A 19,793-nucleotide genomic window follows, 5' to 3' on the forward strand; every position below is an offset into this window, starting at 1 on the left:
GGTGGAAATTTCATTTTTATAGGGAGGAATCATGATGAAATTTGTTACATTTCGTCTTCCTTCGAAAGAAATGCGAGCTGGATGGCTGGAAGGTGACAAAGTAATTGATATGAATCTTGCTAGTGATGGAAAATTACCTTCTTCTATGTTCGCCTTTTTAGAGAAAGCGGATGAGTATGTAGAAGTATTGCGCAATATAGAGAATCCAGAAAAGGGTATATATTCCTTAGAGGAAGTGCAATTAGCGGCGGCAATTCCTAATCCGAGTAGTATTCGGGATTTTTACGCGTTTGAACAGCATGTAAAAACGGCCCGCGGCCGGAGAGGGCTAGATGTTGTACCTGAATGGTACGATATCCCGGTTTTTTATTTTACGAACCATCGTGCTGTAATTGGTCCGGATGATTTTGTAATTGGTCCGAAGAAATCTAAAAAGCTTGATTATGAGTTAGAGATCGCTTGCGTAATTGGGAAAGAAGGAAGAAATATTTCTCGTGAGCAAGCAGAGGAATACATTTTTGGTTATTGTATTATGAACGACTGGAGTGCAAGGGACTTACAAGCAACAGAAATGAAGGTAGGACTTGGTCCAGCAAAAGGAAAAGATTTTGCAACTTCATTAGGAGCGCACCTTGTTACGAAAGAGGAATTGGATGTTTACCGTAACGGTGACCGTTATGCGTTAGAGATGACTGCTCATGTAAATGGAAAGCTATTATCAAAGGGGAACTTCCAAGATATTTATTATACATTTGCTGAAATGATTGAACGTGCTTCGGAAGACGTTACGTTATATCCAGGCGATGTGATTGGTTCTGGGACAGTAGGAACAGGTTGTGTTTTAGAACTGGGTACGGAAGAGTGGCTGCAAGATGGGGATGTTGTAGAACTTACGATTACTGGTTTAGGTACGTTATGTAATACGGTCAAAAAAGAAATGGAAGCAGGTGATGGGCATGTTTTATCGTCACATGGGGGAGCTACCTCATAAACGACATGTACAATTCCGTAAAAAAGATGGGTCGCTTTATCGCGAACAGGTAATGGGAACAAAAGGTTTTTCTGGTACGCAATCTATTTTGTACCATCATTATATGCCAACGGAAGTAGGTCATGCGGCATTATCTCATTCTTGTCAGTTGCAGTATGAAGAAGATGTAGCTCTTGCTCATCGTCATTTTCGCACAAAAGAAAATAAAAAAACTGGCGATGCAGTAAGCGGAAGGAATTTTATGCTTGGGAATGAGGATTTATTAATTGGAGTAGTGGCTCCAACAGAAAAAATGGACTATTTCTACCGTAATGGTGATGGTGATGAAATGTTATTTGTTCATTATGGAACAGGGAAAATTGAAACGATGTTTGGAACGATTCACTATCGAAAAGGTGATTATGTAACAATCCCAATTGGAACGATTTATCGTGTTATTCCAGATGAAGGAGAGACTAAGTTTCTCGTTGTAGAGGCAAATAGTCAAATCACAACGCCGCGTCGCTATCGGAATGAATATGGACAATTGTTAGAGCATAGTCCGTTTTGTGAGAGAGATATTCGTGGTCCTGAAAAATTAGAGACGTATGATGAAAAAGGTGAGTTTGTCGTAATGACAAAGTCGCGAGGGTATATGCATAAACATGTTTTAGGGCACCATCCGTTAGATGTTGTTGGTTGGGATGGTTATTTATATCCGTGGGTCTTTAATGTAGAGGACTTTGAACCAATCACAGGTCGTATTCATCAGCCACCTCCAGTACATCAAACGTTCGAAGGTCACAATTTCGTTATTTGTTCTTTCGTACCACGTTTATACGACTATCATCCAGAATCTATTCCGGCACCATATTATCATAGTAACGTGAATAGTGATGAAGTACTGTACTATGTAGAAGGAAACTTTATGAGCCGGAAAGGTGTGGAAGAAGGTTCTATTACACTTCATCCGAGCGGAATTCCTCATGGGCCGCATCCTGGAAAAACAGAGGGAAGTATAGGGAAGAAAGAAACACTTGAACTAGCTGTTATGATAGACACGTTCCGTCCGCTTCGTATTGTAAAGCAAGCACATGAAACAGAAGATGAAAAATATATGTATAGCTGGATTGAAGAAGGTTCACATACTGTGAAATAGGTAAAAAGAGGCATGCTCAATAAGTGAGCATGCCTCTTTTGTGGAATCGACATGTATAATAATACCAAAAAAAATTACGGAAAGATATATAGAAACAACGATAAGGATATTGTATGTTCCGAAAGATTTCTACTTATTTCGACAAAAGTATTGACTGGGGAAAGTGCAATGAGTAAAATAAAAAGCGAATTAAAAATTTTCAGAAAATTTAAAACTTGGAGGAGCATGCTATGAAGCAAATTTTTCAAAAGAAGCCTATTGCAAAGCTAATGCAAGAGAGTAAGCAAAAGACGTTAGCAAGAACATTGGGTGCATTGGATTTAACTATGCTTGGAATCGGGGCAATTGTTGGAACAGGTATTTTTGTTCTAACGGGCGTGGTAGCAGCAAAACATTCTGGACCAGCTATTATATTATCATTTGCGATAGCCGCTTTAGCCTGTGCCTTTGCTGCATTTTGTTATGCTGAATTCGCTTCTTCAGTTCCTGTCTCAGGCAGTGTGTATACGTACACATATGCGACGATGGGAGAGGTATTCGCATTTTTAATTGGATGGGACTTAATGCTTGAGTATTTACTCGCTACATCTGCTGTAGCAAACGGTTGGTCCGCTTATTTTCAATCTTTATTAAAGGGATTTGGGATCCATATTCCTACCATTCTCTCCTCGGCCCCTGGTACAGGAAAGGGTGGAATAATTGATTTGCCTGCGGTTCTAATTATTTTAGTGATGACAGTTCTTTTATCTAGAGGTGTTCGTGAAAGTGCACGAATAAATAACATTATGGTGTTTATTAAATTAGCGGTTGTTCTCATATTTATCTTTGCTGGTTTTAATTATGTAAAACCTGAAAATTGGACACCTTTTATGCCGTTTGGCTTAGATGGTGTAATGGCTGGAGCTGCTACAGTGTTTTTTGCATTCATAGGGTTTGATGCAGTTTCAACGGCAGCAGAAGAAGTGAAACGTCCACAACGTGATTTACCAATTGGCATTATTGCATCTTTATTAATTTGTACGGTTCTTTATATTGTTGTTTCACTTATTTTGACAGGAATTGTTCCATACGGACAGTTAAATATATCAGATCCAGTTGCTTTTGCACTTCAATTTATTGGACAAGATAGTTTAGCGGGAGTAATTTCAGTAGGAGCAATTACAGGAATCACAACAGTAATGTTAGTTATGATGTATGGGCAAGTACGTGTTTCGTATGCAATGAGTAGAGATGGATTATTGCCGAAGCGCCTTGCTAAAGTCCATCCAAAATTTAAAACACCATTTTTAAATACATGGACAACAGGAATTATTGCAGCACTTATTTCAGGATTAATAGATTTAAATGTGTTAGCGCATCTTGTAAATATGGGGACTTTATCAGCCTTTGCACTTGTAGCTGTTGCTGTTATTGTAATGAGAAGAACTCATCCGGATTTACCAAGAGCATTTAAGGCACCGCTTGTACCATTTTTACCAGCATTAACGGTGATTTTTTGTTTATATTTAATGCTTCAGTTATCCGGAACTGCTTGGATTAGTTTTGGGGTATGGATGGTTATCGGTATTGCGGTTTACTTCTTATATAGCCGAAAACATAGTGCTTTAAATAATAGTAAAGACGAAGAAGATGCAGCAAATTTATAAGTTGAAAAATCCATTCTAATTCTGTTAGGATGGATTTTTTGTTCTGAAAATTTACATTTTTCTGATTGTGTATATAATATAATTGTTGGGGAACTGAGGGGGGAATGTATGAAAAATACGTGGCGTGAGTTAAGGGAGATGGACCGAAACATATGGATTCGGTTTATTGGCGAAACGTTAAATGGAATTGCAATGATGATGTTGATGCCTTTTTTTGCACTATATTTAAAAGATAAGGTGGATTCGTTATTGGAAGTAGGGGTTATTATGGCACTTTCTCCGATTGCCGCAAGTTTCGGTTCTCTTCTTGGTGGGAGGATTGCTGATATATATGGAAGAAAGCCAATAATGATTTTTTCAATGGTGAGTAATGCTTTGTTCATGCTAGGTTTTTTATTTATAGAAGGATTTATTCCTTATGCTATTTTATCTATTTTTTTAGGGCTCAGTAATTCATTATTCCATCCCGCTGCATCAGCAATGGTTGCGGATGTAACAGCACCTGAAAAAAGAACAGAAGCATATGGTTTATTACGAATGGGGCACAATATAGGTGCTGCAATTGGCCCGATAATGGGTGCTTCAGTAGTTATGTTGTCGAAGAACCTTGTGTTTATTATTGCCTCGTCTACGATGTTATTTTATGCATTACTTGTATTCATTCTTATTCAAGAGACAATGCCAAAGAGTGCGAATAAAGAAGAGAATAAAGAAAAGGAATCAGGGGTGGTTTGGAAAATTGTAATGAGAGATAAGGCACTAATGATTTATTTGTTAGCAGGTATCATTATTTCGATGGGATTTTCTCAAACAGAAGGCATGTTGCCGCTGCACTTTGATAATGAAATGAAAGGCATTTTTGGAACTAACAATCCATATCCATATTTAATGGCTTTAAATGGACTATTAGTTGTGTTGTTCCAATTTCAAATTTCAAAATGGGCCACAGATAAACCTGTCGGAAAGACGATGTTATATGGTGCATGTTTGTTCGGAGTTGGTTTGTTCTTTATAGGATGGTTACCGAAGTGGTTTGGAGAATTTGATGCAAATGCTACGATTATTTTAATAACGTTGCTGTTCGTTTATGCCATATATACGTTAGGTGAGATGATTATGTCGCCTGTACAGATGACGTTTGTAGCGAATTTGGCCCCTGAGCACTTGAGAGGGACTTATATGGGAGCTGCCAGTTTGCAGTGGATTACAGGAGGCGCATTCGGTCCACTTCTTGGCGGTTTTTTATTGGATCGATTACTTGGCCACTTTCTATTTACAATTTTAGCTGTAGGATGTGTAGTTGCAGGTATTGTATATGTTTCTTTAGATCGTCTCGTTGAGCAAAGGCAAAAAGGCACACTGACCAAACAATCTTCTTAATGAGTAGATGACATACACAAAAAGGGGATTTCTACATATTTTAGGTACATAACTAGATTGGATTACAATTTTATCCCGCTATTTGTGGGCAGTAAGAATTCCACCTCAAAATTCGGCGGGAGATAACTGCCCGATTGGTGCGGGCTGATAATTAGTGGGGATGGCCCCTCGTTAATTAAAGTTTCACTGTATTTTAGAATTTAATTTTGTATATTTATGAAGAAAGTTAAGTAGAAAAAGTATAGAAAACCAATAAGTGGTGTCATTTAATTATTTGTGGAAGTTACATTTTATTTCAAATAGGAACTACCTATTTTTATAAAAAGTGCTAAAATAGAAAAATGAAAACAATTGGTTAGGGTGATTTCAGTGACAAAAATTAAATTAGGTTTATTATATGGTGGAAAATCAGCTGAGCATCAAGTTTCGCTACAAACGGCTCTTGCTGCTATTAAAGCATTAAATCAAGATAAATTCGAGATTCATCCAATTTATATTACAGAACAAGGTCAATGGGTTCGCGGTGGGCGTATTGAAGGTGAAGTAACAGATGTTGAAGTTCTAAAAATGAGCGGCGCAGAAAATGCGATTTCTCCGTTATCATTAAGCACAGAAATCATTCCATCTGCAGCTTCTGAGGAAAATGCTATCGACGTTATTTTCCCATTATTACATGGACCAAATGGTGAAGATGGAACGGTTCAAGGATTATTAGAATTAATGAACATTCCTTATGTAGGAAATGGTGTTCTAGCATCTGCTGCTGGTATGGATAAAGTTGTTATGAAAAACATCTTCGCAGAAGCTGGATTGAAACAAGCGAAGTATGCATCGTTTATTCGTAGTGCGTGGGAAAAAGATTGTGAAACAGCATATGAAAAAGTAGAAGAAGTTTTAGGATATCCTTGCTTCGTAAAACCAGCAAACCTTGGTTCAAGTGTTGGTATTAATAAGTGTAAAAATCGTGAAGAGCTTGAGAATGCATTTGAAGAGGCATTCCAATTTGACCGCAAAATTATTGTAGAAGAAAATATCGTTGGACGTGAAGTAGAAGTTGGTGTATTAGGTAATGATGAACCGAAATGTTCAGTTGTAGGTGAAATCGTACCGAAAAAGGACTTCTATGATTATAAGTCGAAATATATCGATGGCGATACAGCATTAATTATTCCGGCTGAAATGACAGAAGAAGAGTCTAATGTCATTAAGCGAGATGCAATTATTGCATTCCAATCGTTAGATAGTGCTGGCTTAACAAGAGCTGATTTCTTCTTAACGAAAGATGGAGAAGTATATATTAACGAAGTGAATACGATGCCAGGGTTTACGCCGTTTAGTATGTTCCCTCTACTATGGCAACATACTGGATTACCGTATCCGGAATTAATTGAAGAGCTAATTCGTTTAGCGATTGAGCGTCACGAAGAAAAACAAAAAATTAAATATACAATCTAACAAAAAAGGAGGAAGCACTATTCGCAGGAATAGTGCTTCCTCTATGTAAGGAGTGTTCTCATGATAAATCGAACGTTAAAACAAGTAGAACAGATGGTAAATGGTACGGGATTAGCAGAGCAATATGAGGGAATTACTATACAAGGAGTGTCTATTGATACGAGAAAAGTCGAAAAAGGCAACCTATATGTTCCGATTCAAGGTGAACGTTTCGATGGACATGCTTTTGTAGATAAAGCCGTTGAAAATGGAGCTGTGGCGACATTATGGATGAAAGATGTAGCAAATCCACCTGAGAATCTTCCCGTTATTTTTGTAGAAGACACGCTATCGGCATTACAAATGTTAGCGAAAAACTATCGCGATCAATTGGATGTGAAAGTTATTGGTGTGACAGGGAGTAATGGTAAAACATCTACAAAAGATATTGTAACAAGTCTTCTTGCGACTAAATTCAAAGTTCAAAAAACAGAAGGAAACTTCAATAACCATATTGGGTTACCTCTTACTATTTTAAACTTAGAAGAAAATACAGAAGTAGCTGTATTAGAGATGGGTATGTCGAGCCGAGGGGAAATTGAATTCTTATCTAAGTTAGCACGTCCAAATGCAGCTATCATTACGAACATCGGTGAGGCGCATTTAATGGATTTAGGCTCTCGTGAAGCAATTGCTGAAGCGAAATTAGAAATTGTGACAGGATTACAAGAAGGTGGAGTATTCGTATATAACGGAGATGAGCCATTATTAACAAATCGTGTTCCTGAAATGAATTTAATAGCTGAAACAGTTACGTTTGGTGATGCTAGAGCAAATGATTATTATCCAACGACTGTAGCATTACAGGCGACTGGGACACATTTTAAAATGAATAGAGATGAAAATATTTCATTCTACTTACCAGTATTGGGGAAACATAATGTGTATAATACGCTTGCTTCAATGGCAATTGCGAAACATTTTGGTGTAACATGGGAAGAAATGAAACAAGGTTTAGTAACACTTCAAATGACGGGCATGCGTATGGAAATTGTAAAAACGGATAGTGGATTAACAATTATCAATGATGCTTATAATGCAAGTCCGACAGCTATGGAAGCAGCATTCGACTTAATGAACGGTTTAGATGGATTTGCTAAGAAGATCGTTGTACTCGGTGATATGTTAGAGCTTGGAAATCAAGAAGTACAGTTTCATTATGAAGTCGGTAAATTAATCGATCCAGCAAAAATTGCATATGTGTTCACATATGGTAAATTAGGGGCTCAAATTGCTGAAGGAGCGAAAATTAATTTCCCTATTGAGCGTGTAAAAGCGTATGATAATAAAGAAGAGCTAGTAAAAGAGTTACAAGCAGTAGTTGATGTGAAAGATGTTGTATTAATAAAAGCATCTCGTGGCATGAAATTGGAAGAAGTAATTACGATGTTGAAATAATTGGTGTATATAAATAGGGATGATAGATGCGAAAATAGAAGAAACTTATAATAAGCGCTTACAGTAAATATAAAAAAATAAAAGTGAAGAAAAAAACTCTGAATATGAAAATAAGGTAACAGTTGGGTTTGCTTTTTGCACATACAAAACTTATAATTGATAAAGTGTAATAACGTTTAGAAGTATTTTCGCGAAGAATATACGCCCGTTTATATACGTGAGCATTCAGGAAAAGGGCTTTTCCGCAAATTCGGAAAACGCCTTTTTTTAAATGATAAGTATAGGATAGAAAAGGAGAAGTAACATTGACAACATTTCGAGAATTAGGATTAAGTGAGTCTTTACTACAATCTGTTGAAAGTATGGGCTTTGAAGAGGCTACGCCGATTCAAGCTGAAACAATTCCACATGCATTGCAAGGTAAGGATATTATTGGGCAAGCGCAAACAGGTACAGGGAAAACAGCAGCATTCGGATTACCACTATTAGATAAAGTGGATACAAATAAAGAAGCAGTTCAAGGTATTGTTATCGCGCCAACGCGTGAATTAGCAATTCAAGTTGGAGAAGAGCTGTACAAAATTGGTAAACATAAACGCGTTCGTATTTTACCAATCTATGGTGGTCAAGATATTAACCGCCAAATTCGTGCTCTAAAAAAACACCCACACATTATTGTTGGTACGCCGGGTCGTATTTTAGATCATATTAACCGTAAAACACTTCGCTTACAAAACGTAGAGACAGTTGTTCTTGACGAAGCGGATGAAATGTTAAACATGGGCTTCATTGAAGATATTGAAGCGATTTTAACAGATGTGCCAGATACACATCAAACATTATTATTCTCAGCGACAATGCCAGATCCAATCCGTCGTATTGCTGAGCGTTTCATGACTGAGCCTCAACACATTAAAGTAAAAGCAAAAGAAGTAACAATGCCAAACATTCAGCAGTTCTATTTAGAAGTGCAAGAAAAGAAAAAGTTTGACGTGTTAACACGCTTATTAGATATTCAATCTCCAGAGCTTGCAATCGTATTCGGTCGTACAAAGCGTCGTGTTGATGAATTATCAGAAGCATTAAACTTACGTGGTTATGCAGCAGAAGGTATTCACGGTGACTTAACACAAGCGAAGCGTATGTCTGTATTACGTAAATTTAAAGAAGGTGCTATTGAAGTTCTTGTTGCAACAGACGTTGCTGCACGTGGTCTTGATATTTCAGGCGTAACACATGTATACAACTTCGATATCCCACAAGATCCAGAATCATACGTTCACCGTATCGGTCGTACTGGCCGTGCAGGTAAAAAAGGTATTGCAATGTTATTTGTAACACCACGTGAATCAGGACAATTAAAAAATATCGAGCGCACTACAAAACGTAAAGTTGATCGTATGGAAGCACCGACACTTGACGAGGCATTAGAAGGTCAACAACGTTTAATCGCTGAAAAACTTCAAAGCACAATTGAAAATGATAATTTATCATACTACAAGCGTATTGCAGAAGAAATGTTAGAAGAGAATGATTCTGTAACAGTAGTAGCTGCTGCTTTAAAAATGATGACAAAAGAGCCAGATACAACTCCAATCGCTTTAACATCAGAACCACCAGTTGTTTCAAGAGGTGGCGGTTCTAAAAAACGCGGCGGTAACGGAGGCGGATACCGTGATGGTAACCGTAATCGTAGTCGTGACGGACGCGGCGGTGGCGATGGTCGTAACCGTGATCGCAATCGTGACGGACGCGGTGGTGGCGATGGCCGTAACCGTGATCGTAATCGTGATGGTGGTAGCCGTGGTCGTAAAGGTGAAGGTCAAGGTCGCCCTGGATCTTCAAATGGACGTGGCGAAAGAAAACATCATAGCCGTCCACAAGCTTAATAAAAAAAGAGAATGCCCTTTGCCGGCATTCTCTTTTTTTATTTCTGTAATTGTACATACTACATAATAACTTGTGTAGAAAAGAGGTGCTACATGCTTGTAAGACTTGGGTATGTTGCGATGAGTGTACATTTAAAGAATGCATCTCCATCTCAAACGATGACATATGCGCAGTTTCAACGAATTGATGATAGGGAGGCTGCAATTCGTAAACTCGAAAGAATTGCTAATTCGAATTTAGAAAATTGTTTACGGTTATTAAAGCATAATAAAGGGCATGATATATCTTTCTTTCGGCTTAGTTCCAAGCTTGTTCCTTTAGCGAATCATGGGGAGTTGTTAGAGTGGAACTATATTCGCCCCTTAAAAGAAAATTTAAAAGTACTAGGTGATTACGCTATTCGAATGAATATGCGTATTGATTTTCATCCAGATCATTTCGTTGTGCTGAATTCACCTGAAGAGAATATTTTTAAACAATCTGTAAAGACATTGCAGATGCATAAAAAATTATTAAAAGGTATGGGGATTGAACATAAGCAACGATGCGTATTACATGTGGGTGGAGGTTATAAAGATAAGGAACTCGCATTAGAACGCTTTGTAGAAAATTGGTCAAATGTTCCAAGAAGTATCCAAGAGATGGTCATATTAGAAAATGATGATACGACCTTTTCTTTAGAAGAAACATTGTATTTAGGTGAAAAATTAGATATTCCAGTCGTGTTTGATTTGCATCACCATATGATGAATAATGATCGAGAAGATTGGCATGAAGATTGGGCGCGTGTTGTACATACGTGGGAATCGTCTTTGTTACCAGTGAAAATGCACATTTCTAGTCCTAGAGAGGGAAAAGACCCGAGAGCGCATGCGGACTTTATTGATGTAGATACTTTTTTATCTTTTTTAAAAAAGATAAAGGGAAGTGTTTCGCAAATTGATTGTATGATTGAGGCGAAGAAGAAGGATGAGTCTTTATTTCAACTAATGAGAGATTTAAGTAAACAAACAGATGTAGAAATTGTCGATGGTGCGAGCTTTTATATTAAATAAGCTCTGCACCATCGAATTTTTTTGTTAATAAAGGAGTGCAAATACCGCCAATAATCAATCCTGTTAAATGGCTTATAGGGTTAGCGGAGGGATTGAAGAAAGTGAATAGTAGTAATATACATATCATGATTGAAAAAATGGCAATGTCTCTTGGATTGGAAGAACGATATCGACTATACAATAGAAATAATTGTGCACCTAGCAATCCGAAAATACCACCAGATGCCCCGGCATGAATATATTCAAGAGGCATAATGAGATAAGAAGAAATATTTCCAAGAATGCCAGAAAGGAAAAAAATAATGATGAAAGAAAAGTGCCCTAGTTGTTTTTCAATAGAAGAGCCAAGCACAAATAAACAAATACTATTAGAAAGGAAATGTTGTAAGTCTACATGTACAAGTAAGGAAGTTATGAGACGCCACCATTCTCCTTTAGCGATATATTCATTGTAGGATGCCATGGGAAAGAGAAGAAAGTCGCCTAACATAATCATGACTAATTGTATGAGAAGTAAAGCGATGACGATTGGTTGTAAGGAAATGCGGGCAGAAGGTATTAGCATGTTGTGAGTATCACTCCTTTTGCATCAGAAAGATTCTCTGTTATTCTTACAATATGAAAAAAGAAAGCTAAATAGAAGAAGGGGATTTTGAAATGATTGTAGGGATTGGAATCGATATTATTGAATTGAATCGAATTGAAAAAATGCTAGATGGAAAACTTAAATTTATGGAGCGTATTTTAACTGAAAGTGAACGTAATGTTGCTAAGGAGCTGAAGGGAAGTCGCCTTACAGAGTTTGTAGCTGGAAGATTTGCAGCGAAAGAGGCGTATTCAAAAGCGGTAGGAACTGGTATTGGAAAAGAAGTAAGTTTTTTAGATATTGAAGTAAGGAATGATGATAGAGGTAAGCCGATTCTCGTTACAAGTACAGAGCATATTGTTCATTTATCAATTAGTCATAGTAAGGAATTTGCTGTTGCTCAAGTTGTTTTAGAAAGCTCGTCACGCTAGTCTGCATATTTTATATCTTTGTCTCATATATTTGATGTAGCGATAAGGAAGGTACATCTTCCATTCATTTATAGGGGCAAAGGGGCTGAAGTGATGAAAAGGCGTCTGTTTTTAGTTCTTGTCGGTTTATTAACCGTTTTTGTGTTGGCGGGTTGTATGGAAAAGAAACAAGATGATGTTGTGAGAGATTTAGAGGCGAAAGTAAAAGGGATGAAAAGTTATCAAGCTGAAGCAAAATTATCTATTAAAACAGGGAATGAGCCTCAGGAGTACAAGGTAGAAATATGGCATAAGGAACCTTCTTTTTATCGTGTGAATTTGCAGAATGCGAAAAAAGATCAAAGCCAAATTATTTTAAGAAATGAAGAAGGGGTATTTGTATTAACGCCAGCACTTAATAAGAGTTTCCGTTTCCAAAGTGATTGGCCGCAAAATAGTAGCCAGGCTTATTTATATGAATCCCTTGTGAGAGATATTTTGCAGGATAAGAAAAACCTTACTTTTGAAAAAACAGATAAGTATTATATTTTTAAAACAAAAACAAACTATCAACATCAAAACATGTTGCCGAAACAAGAGATTACATTGAAGAAAAGTGATTTAACACCAGTTTCGGTGAAGTTAATGGATAATGATCAAAATGTTCTTGTGAAAGTAGATTTCTCAAAAGTGAAATTTGATGCGAAATTTGATAAAGGTGCATTTGATACGAAACAAAATATGTCTAGAGCGCGAGTAGATGTTCAAACAACAGCGAAAGAAGACAAACCATTTGCTATTTTGTATCCGCGTGATACGCCGCAAGGTATGGTTTTGAAAGATGAAAAAGAGTTGAAGACAGACAGTGGCAAGCGTGCGATACTCACATACACTGGAAGTAAGAAATCCTTTACTTTGATACAAGAAAAGGCAAAAGTTGCAGAGGCTTCGTCAGCGATAAGTGTGAGCGGAGAATTGGTTGATCTTGGCTTTACAATTGGGGCATTGACGAAAGATTCTTTAACGTGGTCGCATAACGGAGTAGAATATATGCTCGTGTCTAAAGGTTTAGAGCCGAAGGAGCTATTAATGGTTGCTCGTTCAGTTACAGAGAAGCAAGTGAAGTAAACTTCTTAGACGTGGTGATATATGTGCACCACGTCTTTTCTTAGTTTGAAGGGTGGATTTCATAAAAGAAGCATATAAAAGAATAAGCGTCGCATATCGTGTATAAGGAAGTGTATTTATGGAAGGAGCACCATTTTATCGTGACACTTGGGTGGAAGTGGATTTAGATGCGATCTATAACAATATTACACACATTAAAGATTTCATTCCAAGTGATGTAGAGATTTTTGCTGTAGTCAAAGCAAATGCATATGGACATGATTATGTACCGGTAGCTAAAACGGCATTAGAAGCAGGGGCGACAAGGTTAGCGGTTGCCTTTTTAGATGAAGCTCTAGTGCTTCGAAGGGCTGGTATTACTGTGCCGATTTTAGTGTTAGGTCCTTCCCCGCCTCGTGATGTCAATGTAGCTGCTGAAAATGATGTAGCGTTAACTGTTTTTCAAAAAGAATGGGTGGATGAAGCGATCAAACTTTGGGATGGTTCATCTACAATGAAATACCATATTAATTTCGATAGTGGTATGGGGAGAATTGGAATACGCGAACGAAAAGAATTAAAAGGATTTTTAAAGAGTTTAGAAGGTGCACCATTTTTAGAATTAGAAGGAGTTTATACACATTTTGCAACAGCGGATGAGGTGGAGACTTCTTACTTTGATAAGCAATATAACACATTTTTGCAGCAGTTAAGTTGGTTGAAAGAGTTCGGAGTGGATCCTAAGTTTGTCCATACAGCTAATAGTGCTGCAACGCTACGTTTTCAAGGGATTACATTTAATGCAGTACGAATTGGCATTGCGATGTATGGATTATCCCCGTCTGTAGAAATACGCCCTTTTTTACCGTTTAAATTAGAACCAGCGCTATCATTGCATACGAAAGTTGCTCATATTAAACAGGTGATTAAAGGGGATGGGATTAGTTATAACGTCACTTACCGAACGAAAACGGAAGAATGGATTGCAACTGTTGCGATTGGATATGCAGATGGCTGGCTTAGAAGATTACAAGGGTTCGAAGTGCTTATAAATGGTAAAAGGGTACCGATTGTAGGTCGAGTAACAATGGATCAATTCATGATACACCTTCCTTGTGAAGTGCCGCTTGGTACGAAAGTTACACTCATTGGAAAACAAGGTGATGAGTATATTAGTGCTACTGAGGTTGCTGAATATTCTGGGACTATTAATTATGAAATTATTGCAACGATAAGCTTCCGTGTGCCGAGAATATTCATACGGCACGGCAAGGTTGTAGAAGTAATCAATTATTTGAATAATATATAGAAGGTAGTATGATTTGCTTCTTGTCATTTGAGAGGACTGTTCATTGGTTAAGAATAAGCTCATTTTTGATGAGAAGCTTTTTACTTATCATTACTTTTAACATAATTTAATGTGAATTTTGCTGGGAAACTCTTGCGTTTCTTGTTTGTAATAAGATAAAAATAAAAGAATATGAATGTTTTGTTTGTGAATTGGAAAACATAAGCAAGGAATAAGGAAGTCTTTGCAACAGGCTCCATACAATGGTATTATTACAATAGGTGTCATATATATATTTGGGTGTGTAGTTGACGGTGGAGGTGTATTTTTGTGTCCGAATCAAGTGTAACTACTGAAATCGTGGTTCGGTTGCCAAAGCAAATGGTAACGGAATTGGACGGAATTGGAAAACAAGAGAATAAGAATCGCCATGAACTAATTTGCCAGGCAACACAACTGTTATTGCGTCAACATAAGACGAAGAAACGCTACCAACATGAATCAATGCGACGTGGGTACATTGAAATGGGAAAAATTAATCTTGGTATTGCATCGGAAGCTTTCTTAGCAGAGTATGAAGCAGCTCATACAGTAGAACGCTTAGTTAGCGGGGGGTAATATTTTGATTGTAAAACGCGGCGACGTGTATTTTGCAGACCTTTCCCCAGTTGTTGGTTCTGAGCAAGGAGGCGTTCGTCCGGTTCTTGTCATTCAAAATGACATCGGAAATCGTTTTAGTCCAACGGTGATTGTAGCGGCTATTACTGCACAGATTCAAAAAGCTAAATTACCCACTCATGTGGAAATTGATGCGAAAAAGTACGGTTTTGAGAGAGATTCTGTTATTTTACTTGAGCAGATTCGAACAATCGATAAGCAGCGCTTAACGGACAAAATCACTCACTTAGATGAAGTGATGATGATTCGTGTAGATGAAGCGCTACAAATTAGTTTAGGACTAATAGATTTTTAAATCGGCAGTTTAAGTTGCTCTCTTTACAGGGCAACTTTTTTTTATTATAGAGGAGGTTACGGTTGTATATGGAAATGGTAGATAATCGACAAGCGTTAATGAAAATGTTAGTGAAGGAATTAGGCTTTACCGAAAAGCAAGTTCGTCATGTTATTCAATTAACAGAAGAAGGTAACACAGTTCCATTTATTGCTCGTTACCGAAAAGAATGGACAGGCTCTTTAGATGAGGTGCAAATTCGTACAATTTTAGAGAGATGGCAATATATGATGCAGCTTGAAGATAGGAAAGAAGAGGTTCTTCGTCTTATTGATGAGAAGGGGAAACTGACAGGAGAGTTACGTCAGCAAATTGTTAAAGCTGTAAAGTTGCAAGAAGTAGAAGATTTATATCGTCCATATAAAGAGAAAAGAAGAACGAAAGCAACGATTGCAAAAGAAAAAGGACTAGAGCCGTTAGCTGAATGGTTATTGTTATATAAGAAAGAAGATCCAAATCAGAAGGCAGTGGAGTTTATTAATGCAGAGAAAGAAGTGCAATCTGCAGAAGAAGCATTACAAGGTGCCCAAGACATTATTGCAGAAATCGTTTCAGATGAAGCAGCTTATCGTAGTTGGATTCGGAATGTTACTTTTAGAAAAGGTGTTATGTCTTCGTCCGTAAAAGATGAAGAGAAAGATGAAAAGAATATATATGAAATGTATTACAGTTATGAAGAACCGTTGCAGAAAGTAGTGCCGCATCGTGTATTAGCGATGAATCGCGGTGAGAAAGAAGATATATTGAGAGTTTCTGTTGTTCCACCAGTAGATGAGATAGTAACTTTCTTATATAAGAGAGTAATTCGTGATAACGATTCTAAAAGTGCACATTATGTAAAGTTAGCAATTGAGGATGGTTATAAACGATTAATTCAATCCTCCATTGAAAGAGAGATTCGAAAAGAATTAACAGAAACAGCTGAGGAACAAGCGATACATATTTTCTCTGAGAACTTACGTAATTTGTTATTACAACCTCCAATGAAAGGAAAGGTTGTGTTAGCTGTAGATCCTGCATATAGAACGGGTTGTAAATTAGCTGTTGTAGATGATACGGGGAAGGTTCTATATATTGATGTTATTTATCCGCATCCACCTGTTCGTAAATATGAAGATGCAAAAACGAAAGTTCTTTCTATTATAGATAAATATCAAGTTGAAATGATTGCGATTGGGAATGGTACAGCTTCTAGAGAATCGGAAGAATTTATAGTTGATGTATTACAAAATGTGAAACAAGAAGTCTTCTATATTATTGTGAACGAAGCTGGTGCGAGTGTGTATTCGGCCTCTGATTTAGCTCGTGAGGAATTTCCGAATTTACAGGTTGAAGAAAGAAGTGCTGTTTCTATTGGGAGACGTCTGCAAGATCCACTTGCTGAACTTGTGAAGATTGATCCTAAATCAGTTGGGGTTGGACAATACCAACATGATGTATCTCAAAAGAGGTTGAATGAATCATTAACATTTGTAGTAGAGACGGCAGTTAACCAAGTCGGTGTGAATGTAAATACAGCTTCAGTTGCGTTATTGCAATATGTTTCGGGTTTATCGAAAACTGTTGCGAAAAATATTGTGGCAAAGCGTGAAGAAGAAGGGAAATTTACAAAACGAACAGACTTAAAGAAAATACCGCGTCTAGGTGCGAAGACATATGAACAATGCATAGGTTTCTTACGTATATTAGAAGGGGCAAATCCGTTAGATCGAACGGGTATTCATCCAGAACAATATAAAAATGTTGAATTGTTATTGAAGAGTCTAGGGTTATCAAAAGATGACGTAGGGCAATTGCAATTACAAAAGAGCTTAGAAGAAGTGGAGATTTCTAAGTTATCGCAAGAAACGGGAGTTGGGGAGCCAACGTTAGTTGATATTATAGATGCGCTCATTAGTCCAGAGCGAGACATGAGGGATGAGTTGCCTAAACCGCTTCTGAAAAAAGGGATTTTGAAATTAGAAGATTTAAAACGTGGTATGGAACTGGAAGGAACAGTCCGTAACGTTGTTGATTTTGGTGCTTTTGTTGATGTAGGTGTAAAACAAGATGGTTTAGTACATATTTCTAAACTAAGCAAACAGTATGTGAAGCATCCGTTAGATATTGTATCTGTCGGACAAATCGTAAAGGTATGGGTAGATGATATTGATACGAAAAAAGGTCGCGTTGCACTATCCATGTTGCCGATAGAATAGTAAGAGAAGAGAGCAGATGAAACTGCTCTCTTTTTTTATGGGATAAAACGTGTAATGGATTATGAGCTTTGATGTATTTTGCTATAATAAAACCAGCATTCATTTAGTAATTTAATTTGATACCGGTTTTTTTCAAAATATGCGCGTTGCATTTGTTTTTTTAGCCACGTAGGCATAGGAATCCCTCCTTGTTTAATCCTACTCTCAAAAATCTAAGGTACTATTGATGAGAGGTTGGTGAGTGGATTTCTATTCATGCTATATTTTTAGAAACCACGCTTCTTGAATGAGGATGGGTATATGTACTATTTAATATATGTATAAGGGAGGAGAAAAGTGTAAAAATATTTTTTAGTTTAGGAGGAATGAGAGTGGATGAGCAAGAAATACAGCGTCTGGTGGAAGAAGTATCACTACAATACTTCGGAATGCCATTTTTACATAGAGCTATGTTCAATAGTAGGTTGCGTACAACTGGTGGACGTTATCTATTGAATACACACAATATTGAACTGAATTATCGATATTACGAAATGTATGGGAAAGAAGAATTAGTCGGAATCATTAAACATGAGCTTTGTCATTATCACTTACATATTACAGGAAGGGGCTATAAGCACCGGGATAGAGATTTTCGTGAATTGTTAAAAGAAGTTGATGCGCCACGCTTTTGTAAACGAATAATTAATGAAGAGAAGGAAAAAAAGGTTTATACGTATGAATGTATGGGCTGTTTGCTTCAATATGTAAGAAGACGTCAAATAAATACAAAAAGATATGTCTGCGGAAAGTGTAAAGGGAAACTGAACCTGATAAAGAAAACATCTTGACAGTGAAAGCGCAATCCAGTATATTATAAACATGTCACGTTTGTACAAGATGTTGTGAAAAAACATCTTGACTTACGATAAGAAATTTTATAAGATACAAATTGTCTTTATTATTCCGCAGTAGCTCAGTGGTAGAGCTATCGGCTGTTAACCGATCGGTCGTAGGTTCGAGTCCTACCTGCGGAGCCATACAGAGAAGTACCCAAGTGGCTCAAGGGGCTCCCCTGCTAAGGGAGTAGATCGCTAACGCGGTGCGAGGGTTCGAATCCCTTCTTCTCTGCCATACATACTGGCCCGTTGGTCAAGTGGTTAAGACACCGCCCTTTCACGGCGGTAACACGGGTTCGAATCCCGTACGGGTCACCACTTCGGAGGATTAGCTCAGCTGGGAGAGCACCTGCCTTACAAGCAGGGGGTCGGCGGTTCGATCCCGTCATCCTCCACCATATAAATTATATAAATAGTATCATCGCGGGGTGGAGCAGCACGGTAGCTCGTCGGGCTCATAACCCGAAGGTCGCAGGTTCAAATCCTGTCCCCGCAACCAAATGGTCCCGTGGTGTAGTGGTTAACATGCCTGCCTGTCACGCAGGAGATCGCCGGTTCGACCCCGGTCGGGACCGCCATTTTAACTTCTGCTATTTGGCAGTTGTTTTTTATTGGGCATTATGTTACAATAACATTTGTCTTTGAAAAGAAGATAAATATTTCGATGGGCTATAGCCAAGCGGTAAGGCAACGGACTTTGACTCCGTCATGCGCTGGTTCGAATCCAGCTAGCCCAGCCATTTACGAGCCATTAGCTCAGTTGGTAGAGCATCTGACTTTTAATCAGAGGGTCGAAGGTTCGAATCCTTCATGGCTCACTTTTGTTTTTTCCGCGCGGTCGTGGCGGAACGGCAGACGCGCTAGGTTGAGGGCCTAGTGGGGGAAACCCCGTGGAGGTTCAAGTCCTCTCGGCCGCATCAAAAAATCTTTCAAAAAAGTACTTGCATTTGAAAATGTAGTATGATAAGATAATTGAGTCGCCAAAATACAACGACGAAAAAACATCATGAATAAGCGCCCGTAGCTCAATTGGATAGAGCGTTTGACTACGGATCAAGAGGTTAGGGGTTCGACTCCTCTCGGGCGCGCCATAACGGGAAGTGGCTCAGCTTGGTAGAGCACCTGGTTTGGGACCAGGGGGTCGCAGGTTCAAATCCTGTCTTCCCGACCACGCGGGTGTAGTTTAGTGGTAAAACAAGAGCCTTCCAAGCTCTGGTCGAGAGTTCGATTCTCTTCACCCGCTTTTAGTTCTTTGAAAACTGAACGAAACAAACAACGTGAAACGTCAATTTTTATTTTTAGATGCTAGACAAACTAACTTT

17 protein-coding genes and 12 tRNA genes are annotated in these 19,793 nt (G+C 38.0%); 27 read left to right on the plus strand and 2 right to left on the minus strand.

Annotated features, from left to right (window positions below; genetic code table 11):
- The first annotated feature begins 34 nt into the window (after positions 1-34).
- The 8 genes from FS802_RS28815 to uvsE all read left to right on the plus strand — a co-directional run bounded on the left by FS802_RS28815 (position 35) and on the right by uvsE (position 10,992).
- Entirely contained in the window at positions 35-991 is a 957-nt protein-coding gene (locus FS802_RS28815; RefSeq protein ID WP_000674018.1) for a fumarylacetoacetate hydrolase family protein, read from the plus strand.
- Entirely contained in the window at positions 957-2,129 is a 1,173-nt protein-coding gene (locus tag FS802_RS28820; RefSeq protein ID WP_000499910.1) for a homogentisate 1,2-dioxygenase, read from the plus strand. Before FS802_RS28815 ends, FS802_RS28820 begins: the two co-directional genes overlap by 35 nt.
- 230 nt (positions 2,130-2,359) lie before the next feature.
- On the plus strand, positions 2,360-3,775 hold the full coding sequence (gene bcaP / locus FS802_RS28830; RefSeq protein ID WP_000809356.1) for a branched-chain amino acid transporter BcaP: 1,416 nt from the start codon (positions 2,360-2,362) through the stop codon (positions 3,773-3,775).
- A 108-nt stretch (positions 3,776-3,883) separates the two neighbouring features.
- Positions 3,884-5,155 carry an MDR family MFS transporter gene (locus FS802_RS28835; RefSeq protein ID WP_000799710.1) on the plus strand — a complete coding sequence of 424 codons (1,272 nt, stop codon included), beginning with the start codon at positions 3,884-3,886 and terminating at the stop codon, positions 5,153-5,155.
- Between the two features lie 369 nt (positions 5,156-5,524).
- A complete protein-coding gene (locus FS802_RS28840) occupies positions 5,525-6,610 on the plus strand; it encodes a D-alanine--D-alanine ligase (RefSeq protein WP_078183745.1) in 1,086 nt (361 codons plus the stop codon).
- A 60-nt stretch (positions 6,611-6,670) separates the two neighbouring features.
- Complete coding sequence (gene murF, locus FS802_RS28845) at positions 6,671-8,047, plus strand: UDP-N-acetylmuramoyl-tripeptide--D-alanyl-D-alanine ligase (protein ID WP_000610688.1); 1,377 nt, start codon at positions 6,671-6,673, stop codon at positions 8,045-8,047.
- A 305-nt stretch (positions 8,048-8,352) separates the two neighbouring features.
- The gene (gene cshA, locus FS802_RS28850; RefSeq protein ID WP_000206597.1) at positions 8,353-9,936 is read left to right on the plus strand and encodes a degradosome RNA helicase CshA; all 1,584 of its coding nucleotides are present in this window, start codon (positions 8,353-8,355) and stop codon (positions 9,934-9,936) included.
- 93 nt (positions 9,937-10,029) lie between these two features.
- A complete protein-coding gene (gene uvsE, locus FS802_RS28855) occupies positions 10,030-10,992 on the plus strand; it encodes a UV DNA damage repair endonuclease UvsE (protein ID WP_000961178.1) in 963 nt (320 codons plus the stop codon).
- On the opposite strand, the gene FS802_RS28860 is transcribed toward uvsE, so the two are convergent.
- Positions 10,985-11,557: a rhomboid family intramembrane serine protease gene (locus FS802_RS28860; RefSeq protein ID WP_000906923.1), complete on the minus strand. Its 573-nt coding sequence runs from the start codon at positions 11,555-11,557 to the stop codon at positions 10,985-10,987. The two genes, uvsE and FS802_RS28860, sit on opposite strands and share 8 nt — an antisense overlap.
- Before the next feature lie 92 nt (positions 11,558-11,649).
- Here FS802_RS28860 and acpS point away from each other — a divergent pair, with 92 nt between their 5' ends.
- From acpS to FS802_RS28890, 6 genes are all read left to right on the plus strand, one after another.
- A complete protein-coding gene (gene acpS / locus FS802_RS28865) occupies positions 11,650-12,009 on the plus strand; it encodes a holo-ACP synthase (protein ID WP_000635044.1) in 360 nt (119 codons plus the stop codon).
- A gap of 156 nt (positions 12,010-12,165) precedes the next feature.
- On the plus strand, positions 12,166-13,116 hold the full coding sequence (locus FS802_RS28870; RefSeq protein WP_002203768.1) for a LolA family protein: 951 nt from the start codon (positions 12,166-12,168) through the stop codon (positions 13,114-13,116).
- Between the two features lie 118 nt (positions 13,117-13,234).
- A complete protein-coding gene (alr, locus tag FS802_RS28875; protein WP_000398151.1) occupies positions 13,235-14,404 on the plus strand; it encodes an alanine racemase in 1,170 nt (389 codons plus the stop codon).
- Positions 14,405-14,713: 309 nt separating this feature from the next.
- Positions 14,714-15,001 (plus strand): antitoxin EndoAI, encoded by a 288-nt coding sequence (locus FS802_RS28880; RefSeq protein WP_000004570.1) that lies wholly within the window; start codon positions 14,714-14,716, stop codon positions 14,999-15,001.
- Positions 15,002-15,005: 4 nt separating this feature from the next.
- Complete coding sequence (ndoA, locus tag FS802_RS28885; protein ID WP_000635963.1) at positions 15,006-15,356, plus strand: type II toxin-antitoxin system endoribonuclease NdoA; 351 nt, start codon at positions 15,006-15,008, stop codon at positions 15,354-15,356.
- Positions 15,357-15,424: 68 nt separating this feature from the next.
- Positions 15,425-17,593, plus strand: coding sequence for a Tex family protein (locus tag FS802_RS28890; protein ID WP_000426249.1), 2,169 nt, complete (start codon positions 15,425-15,427; stop codon positions 17,591-17,593).
- A gap of 59 nt (positions 17,594-17,652) precedes the next feature.
- Here FS802_RS28890 and cmpA read toward each other — a convergent pair whose 3' ends face one another.
- The gene (cmpA, locus tag FS802_RS28895) at positions 17,653-17,769 is read right to left on the minus strand and encodes a cortex morphogenetic protein CmpA (protein ID WP_001143642.1); all 117 of its coding nucleotides are present in this window, start codon (positions 17,767-17,769) and stop codon (positions 17,653-17,655) included.
- 195 nt (positions 17,770-17,964) lie between these two features.
- Between cmpA and FS802_RS28900 the strand changes: the two genes are divergently transcribed.
- The 13 genes from FS802_RS28900 (at position 17,965) to FS802_RS28960 (ending at position 19,714) form a co-directional block, all read left to right on the plus strand.
- On the plus strand, positions 17,965-18,423 hold the full coding sequence (locus FS802_RS28900) for a SprT family protein (RefSeq protein ID WP_000344252.1): 459 nt from the start codon (positions 17,965-17,967) through the stop codon (positions 18,421-18,423).
- A 114-nt stretch (positions 18,424-18,537) separates the two neighbouring features.
- A tRNA-Asn gene (locus FS802_RS28905) sits at positions 18,538-18,612 on the plus strand.
- 3 nt (positions 18,613-18,615) lie between these two features.
- A tRNA-Ser gene (locus FS802_RS28910) sits at positions 18,616-18,706 on the plus strand.
- 8 nt (positions 18,707-18,714) lie between these two features.
- Positions 18,715-18,789 (plus strand) — tRNA-Glu (locus FS802_RS28915).
- Between the two features lie 4 nt (positions 18,790-18,793).
- Positions 18,794-18,869 (plus strand) — tRNA-Val (locus FS802_RS28920).
- Between the two features lie 24 nt (positions 18,870-18,893).
- Positions 18,894-18,970 (plus strand) — tRNA-Met (locus tag FS802_RS28925).
- 3 nt (positions 18,971-18,973) lie between these two features.
- Positions 18,974-19,049 (plus strand) — tRNA-Asp (locus tag FS802_RS28930).
- An 87-nt stretch (positions 19,050-19,136) separates the two neighbouring features.
- Positions 19,137-19,211: transfer RNA gene (locus FS802_RS28935), tRNA-Gln, on the plus strand.
- A 5-nt stretch (positions 19,212-19,216) separates the two neighbouring features.
- Positions 19,217-19,289 (plus strand) — tRNA-Lys (locus FS802_RS28940).
- Positions 19,290-19,305: 16 nt separating this feature from the next.
- Positions 19,306-19,388 (plus strand) — tRNA-Leu (locus tag FS802_RS28945).
- A gap of 97 nt (positions 19,389-19,485) precedes the next feature.
- A tRNA-Arg gene (locus FS802_RS28950) sits at positions 19,486-19,562 on the plus strand.
- A 3-nt stretch (positions 19,563-19,565) separates the two neighbouring features.
- A tRNA-Pro gene (locus FS802_RS28955) sits at positions 19,566-19,642 on the plus strand.
- A gap of 1 nt (position 19,643) precedes the next feature.
- A tRNA-Gly gene (locus FS802_RS28960) sits at positions 19,644-19,714 on the plus strand.
- Positions 19,715-19,793 lie beyond the last annotated feature (79 nt).

The organism is Bacillus sp. DE0042 (assembly GCF_007680225.1).
Taxonomy (GTDB): domain Bacteria; phylum Bacillota; class Bacilli; order Bacillales; family Bacillaceae_G; genus Bacillus_A; species Bacillus_A wiedmannii.

Coding starts and splice junctions, on each gene's coding strand:
- FS802_RS28815 (WP_000674018.1), top strand. CDS start 35: ATGAAATTTGTTACATTTCGTCTTCCTTCGAAAGAAATGCGAGCTGGA.
- FS802_RS28820 (WP_000499910.1), top strand. CDS start 957: ATGTTTTATCGTCACATGGGGGAGCTACCTCATAAACGACATGTACAA.
- bcaP (WP_000809356.1), top strand. CDS start 2,360: ATGAAGCAAATTTTTCAAAAGAAGCCTATTGCAAAGCTAATGCAAGAG.
- FS802_RS28835 (WP_000799710.1), top strand. CDS start 3,884: ATGAAAAATACGTGGCGTGAGTTAAGGGAGATGGACCGAAACATATGG.
- murF (WP_000610688.1), top strand. CDS start 6,671: ATGATAAATCGAACGTTAAAACAAGTAGAACAGATGGTAAATGGTACG.
- uvsE (WP_000961178.1), top strand. CDS start 10,030: ATGCTTGTAAGACTTGGGTATGTTGCGATGAGTGTACATTTAAAGAAT.
- FS802_RS28860 (WP_000906923.1), bottom strand. CDS start 11,557: ATGCTAATACCTTCTGCCCGCATTTCCTTACAACCAATCGTCATCGCT.
- acpS (WP_000635044.1), top strand. CDS start 11,650: ATGATTGTAGGGATTGGAATCGATATTATTGAATTGAATCGAATTGAA.
- FS802_RS28870 (WP_002203768.1), top strand. CDS start 12,166: ATGGAAAAGAAACAAGATGATGTTGTGAGAGATTTAGAGGCGAAAGTA.
- alr (WP_000398151.1), top strand. CDS start 13,235: ATGGAAGGAGCACCATTTTATCGTGACACTTGGGTGGAAGTGGATTTA.
- FS802_RS28890 (WP_000426249.1), top strand. CDS start 15,425: ATGGAAATGGTAGATAATCGACAAGCGTTAATGAAAATGTTAGTGAAG.
- cmpA (WP_001143642.1), bottom strand. CDS start 17,769: ATGCCTACGTGGCTAAAAAAACAAATGCAACGCGCATATTTTGAAAAA.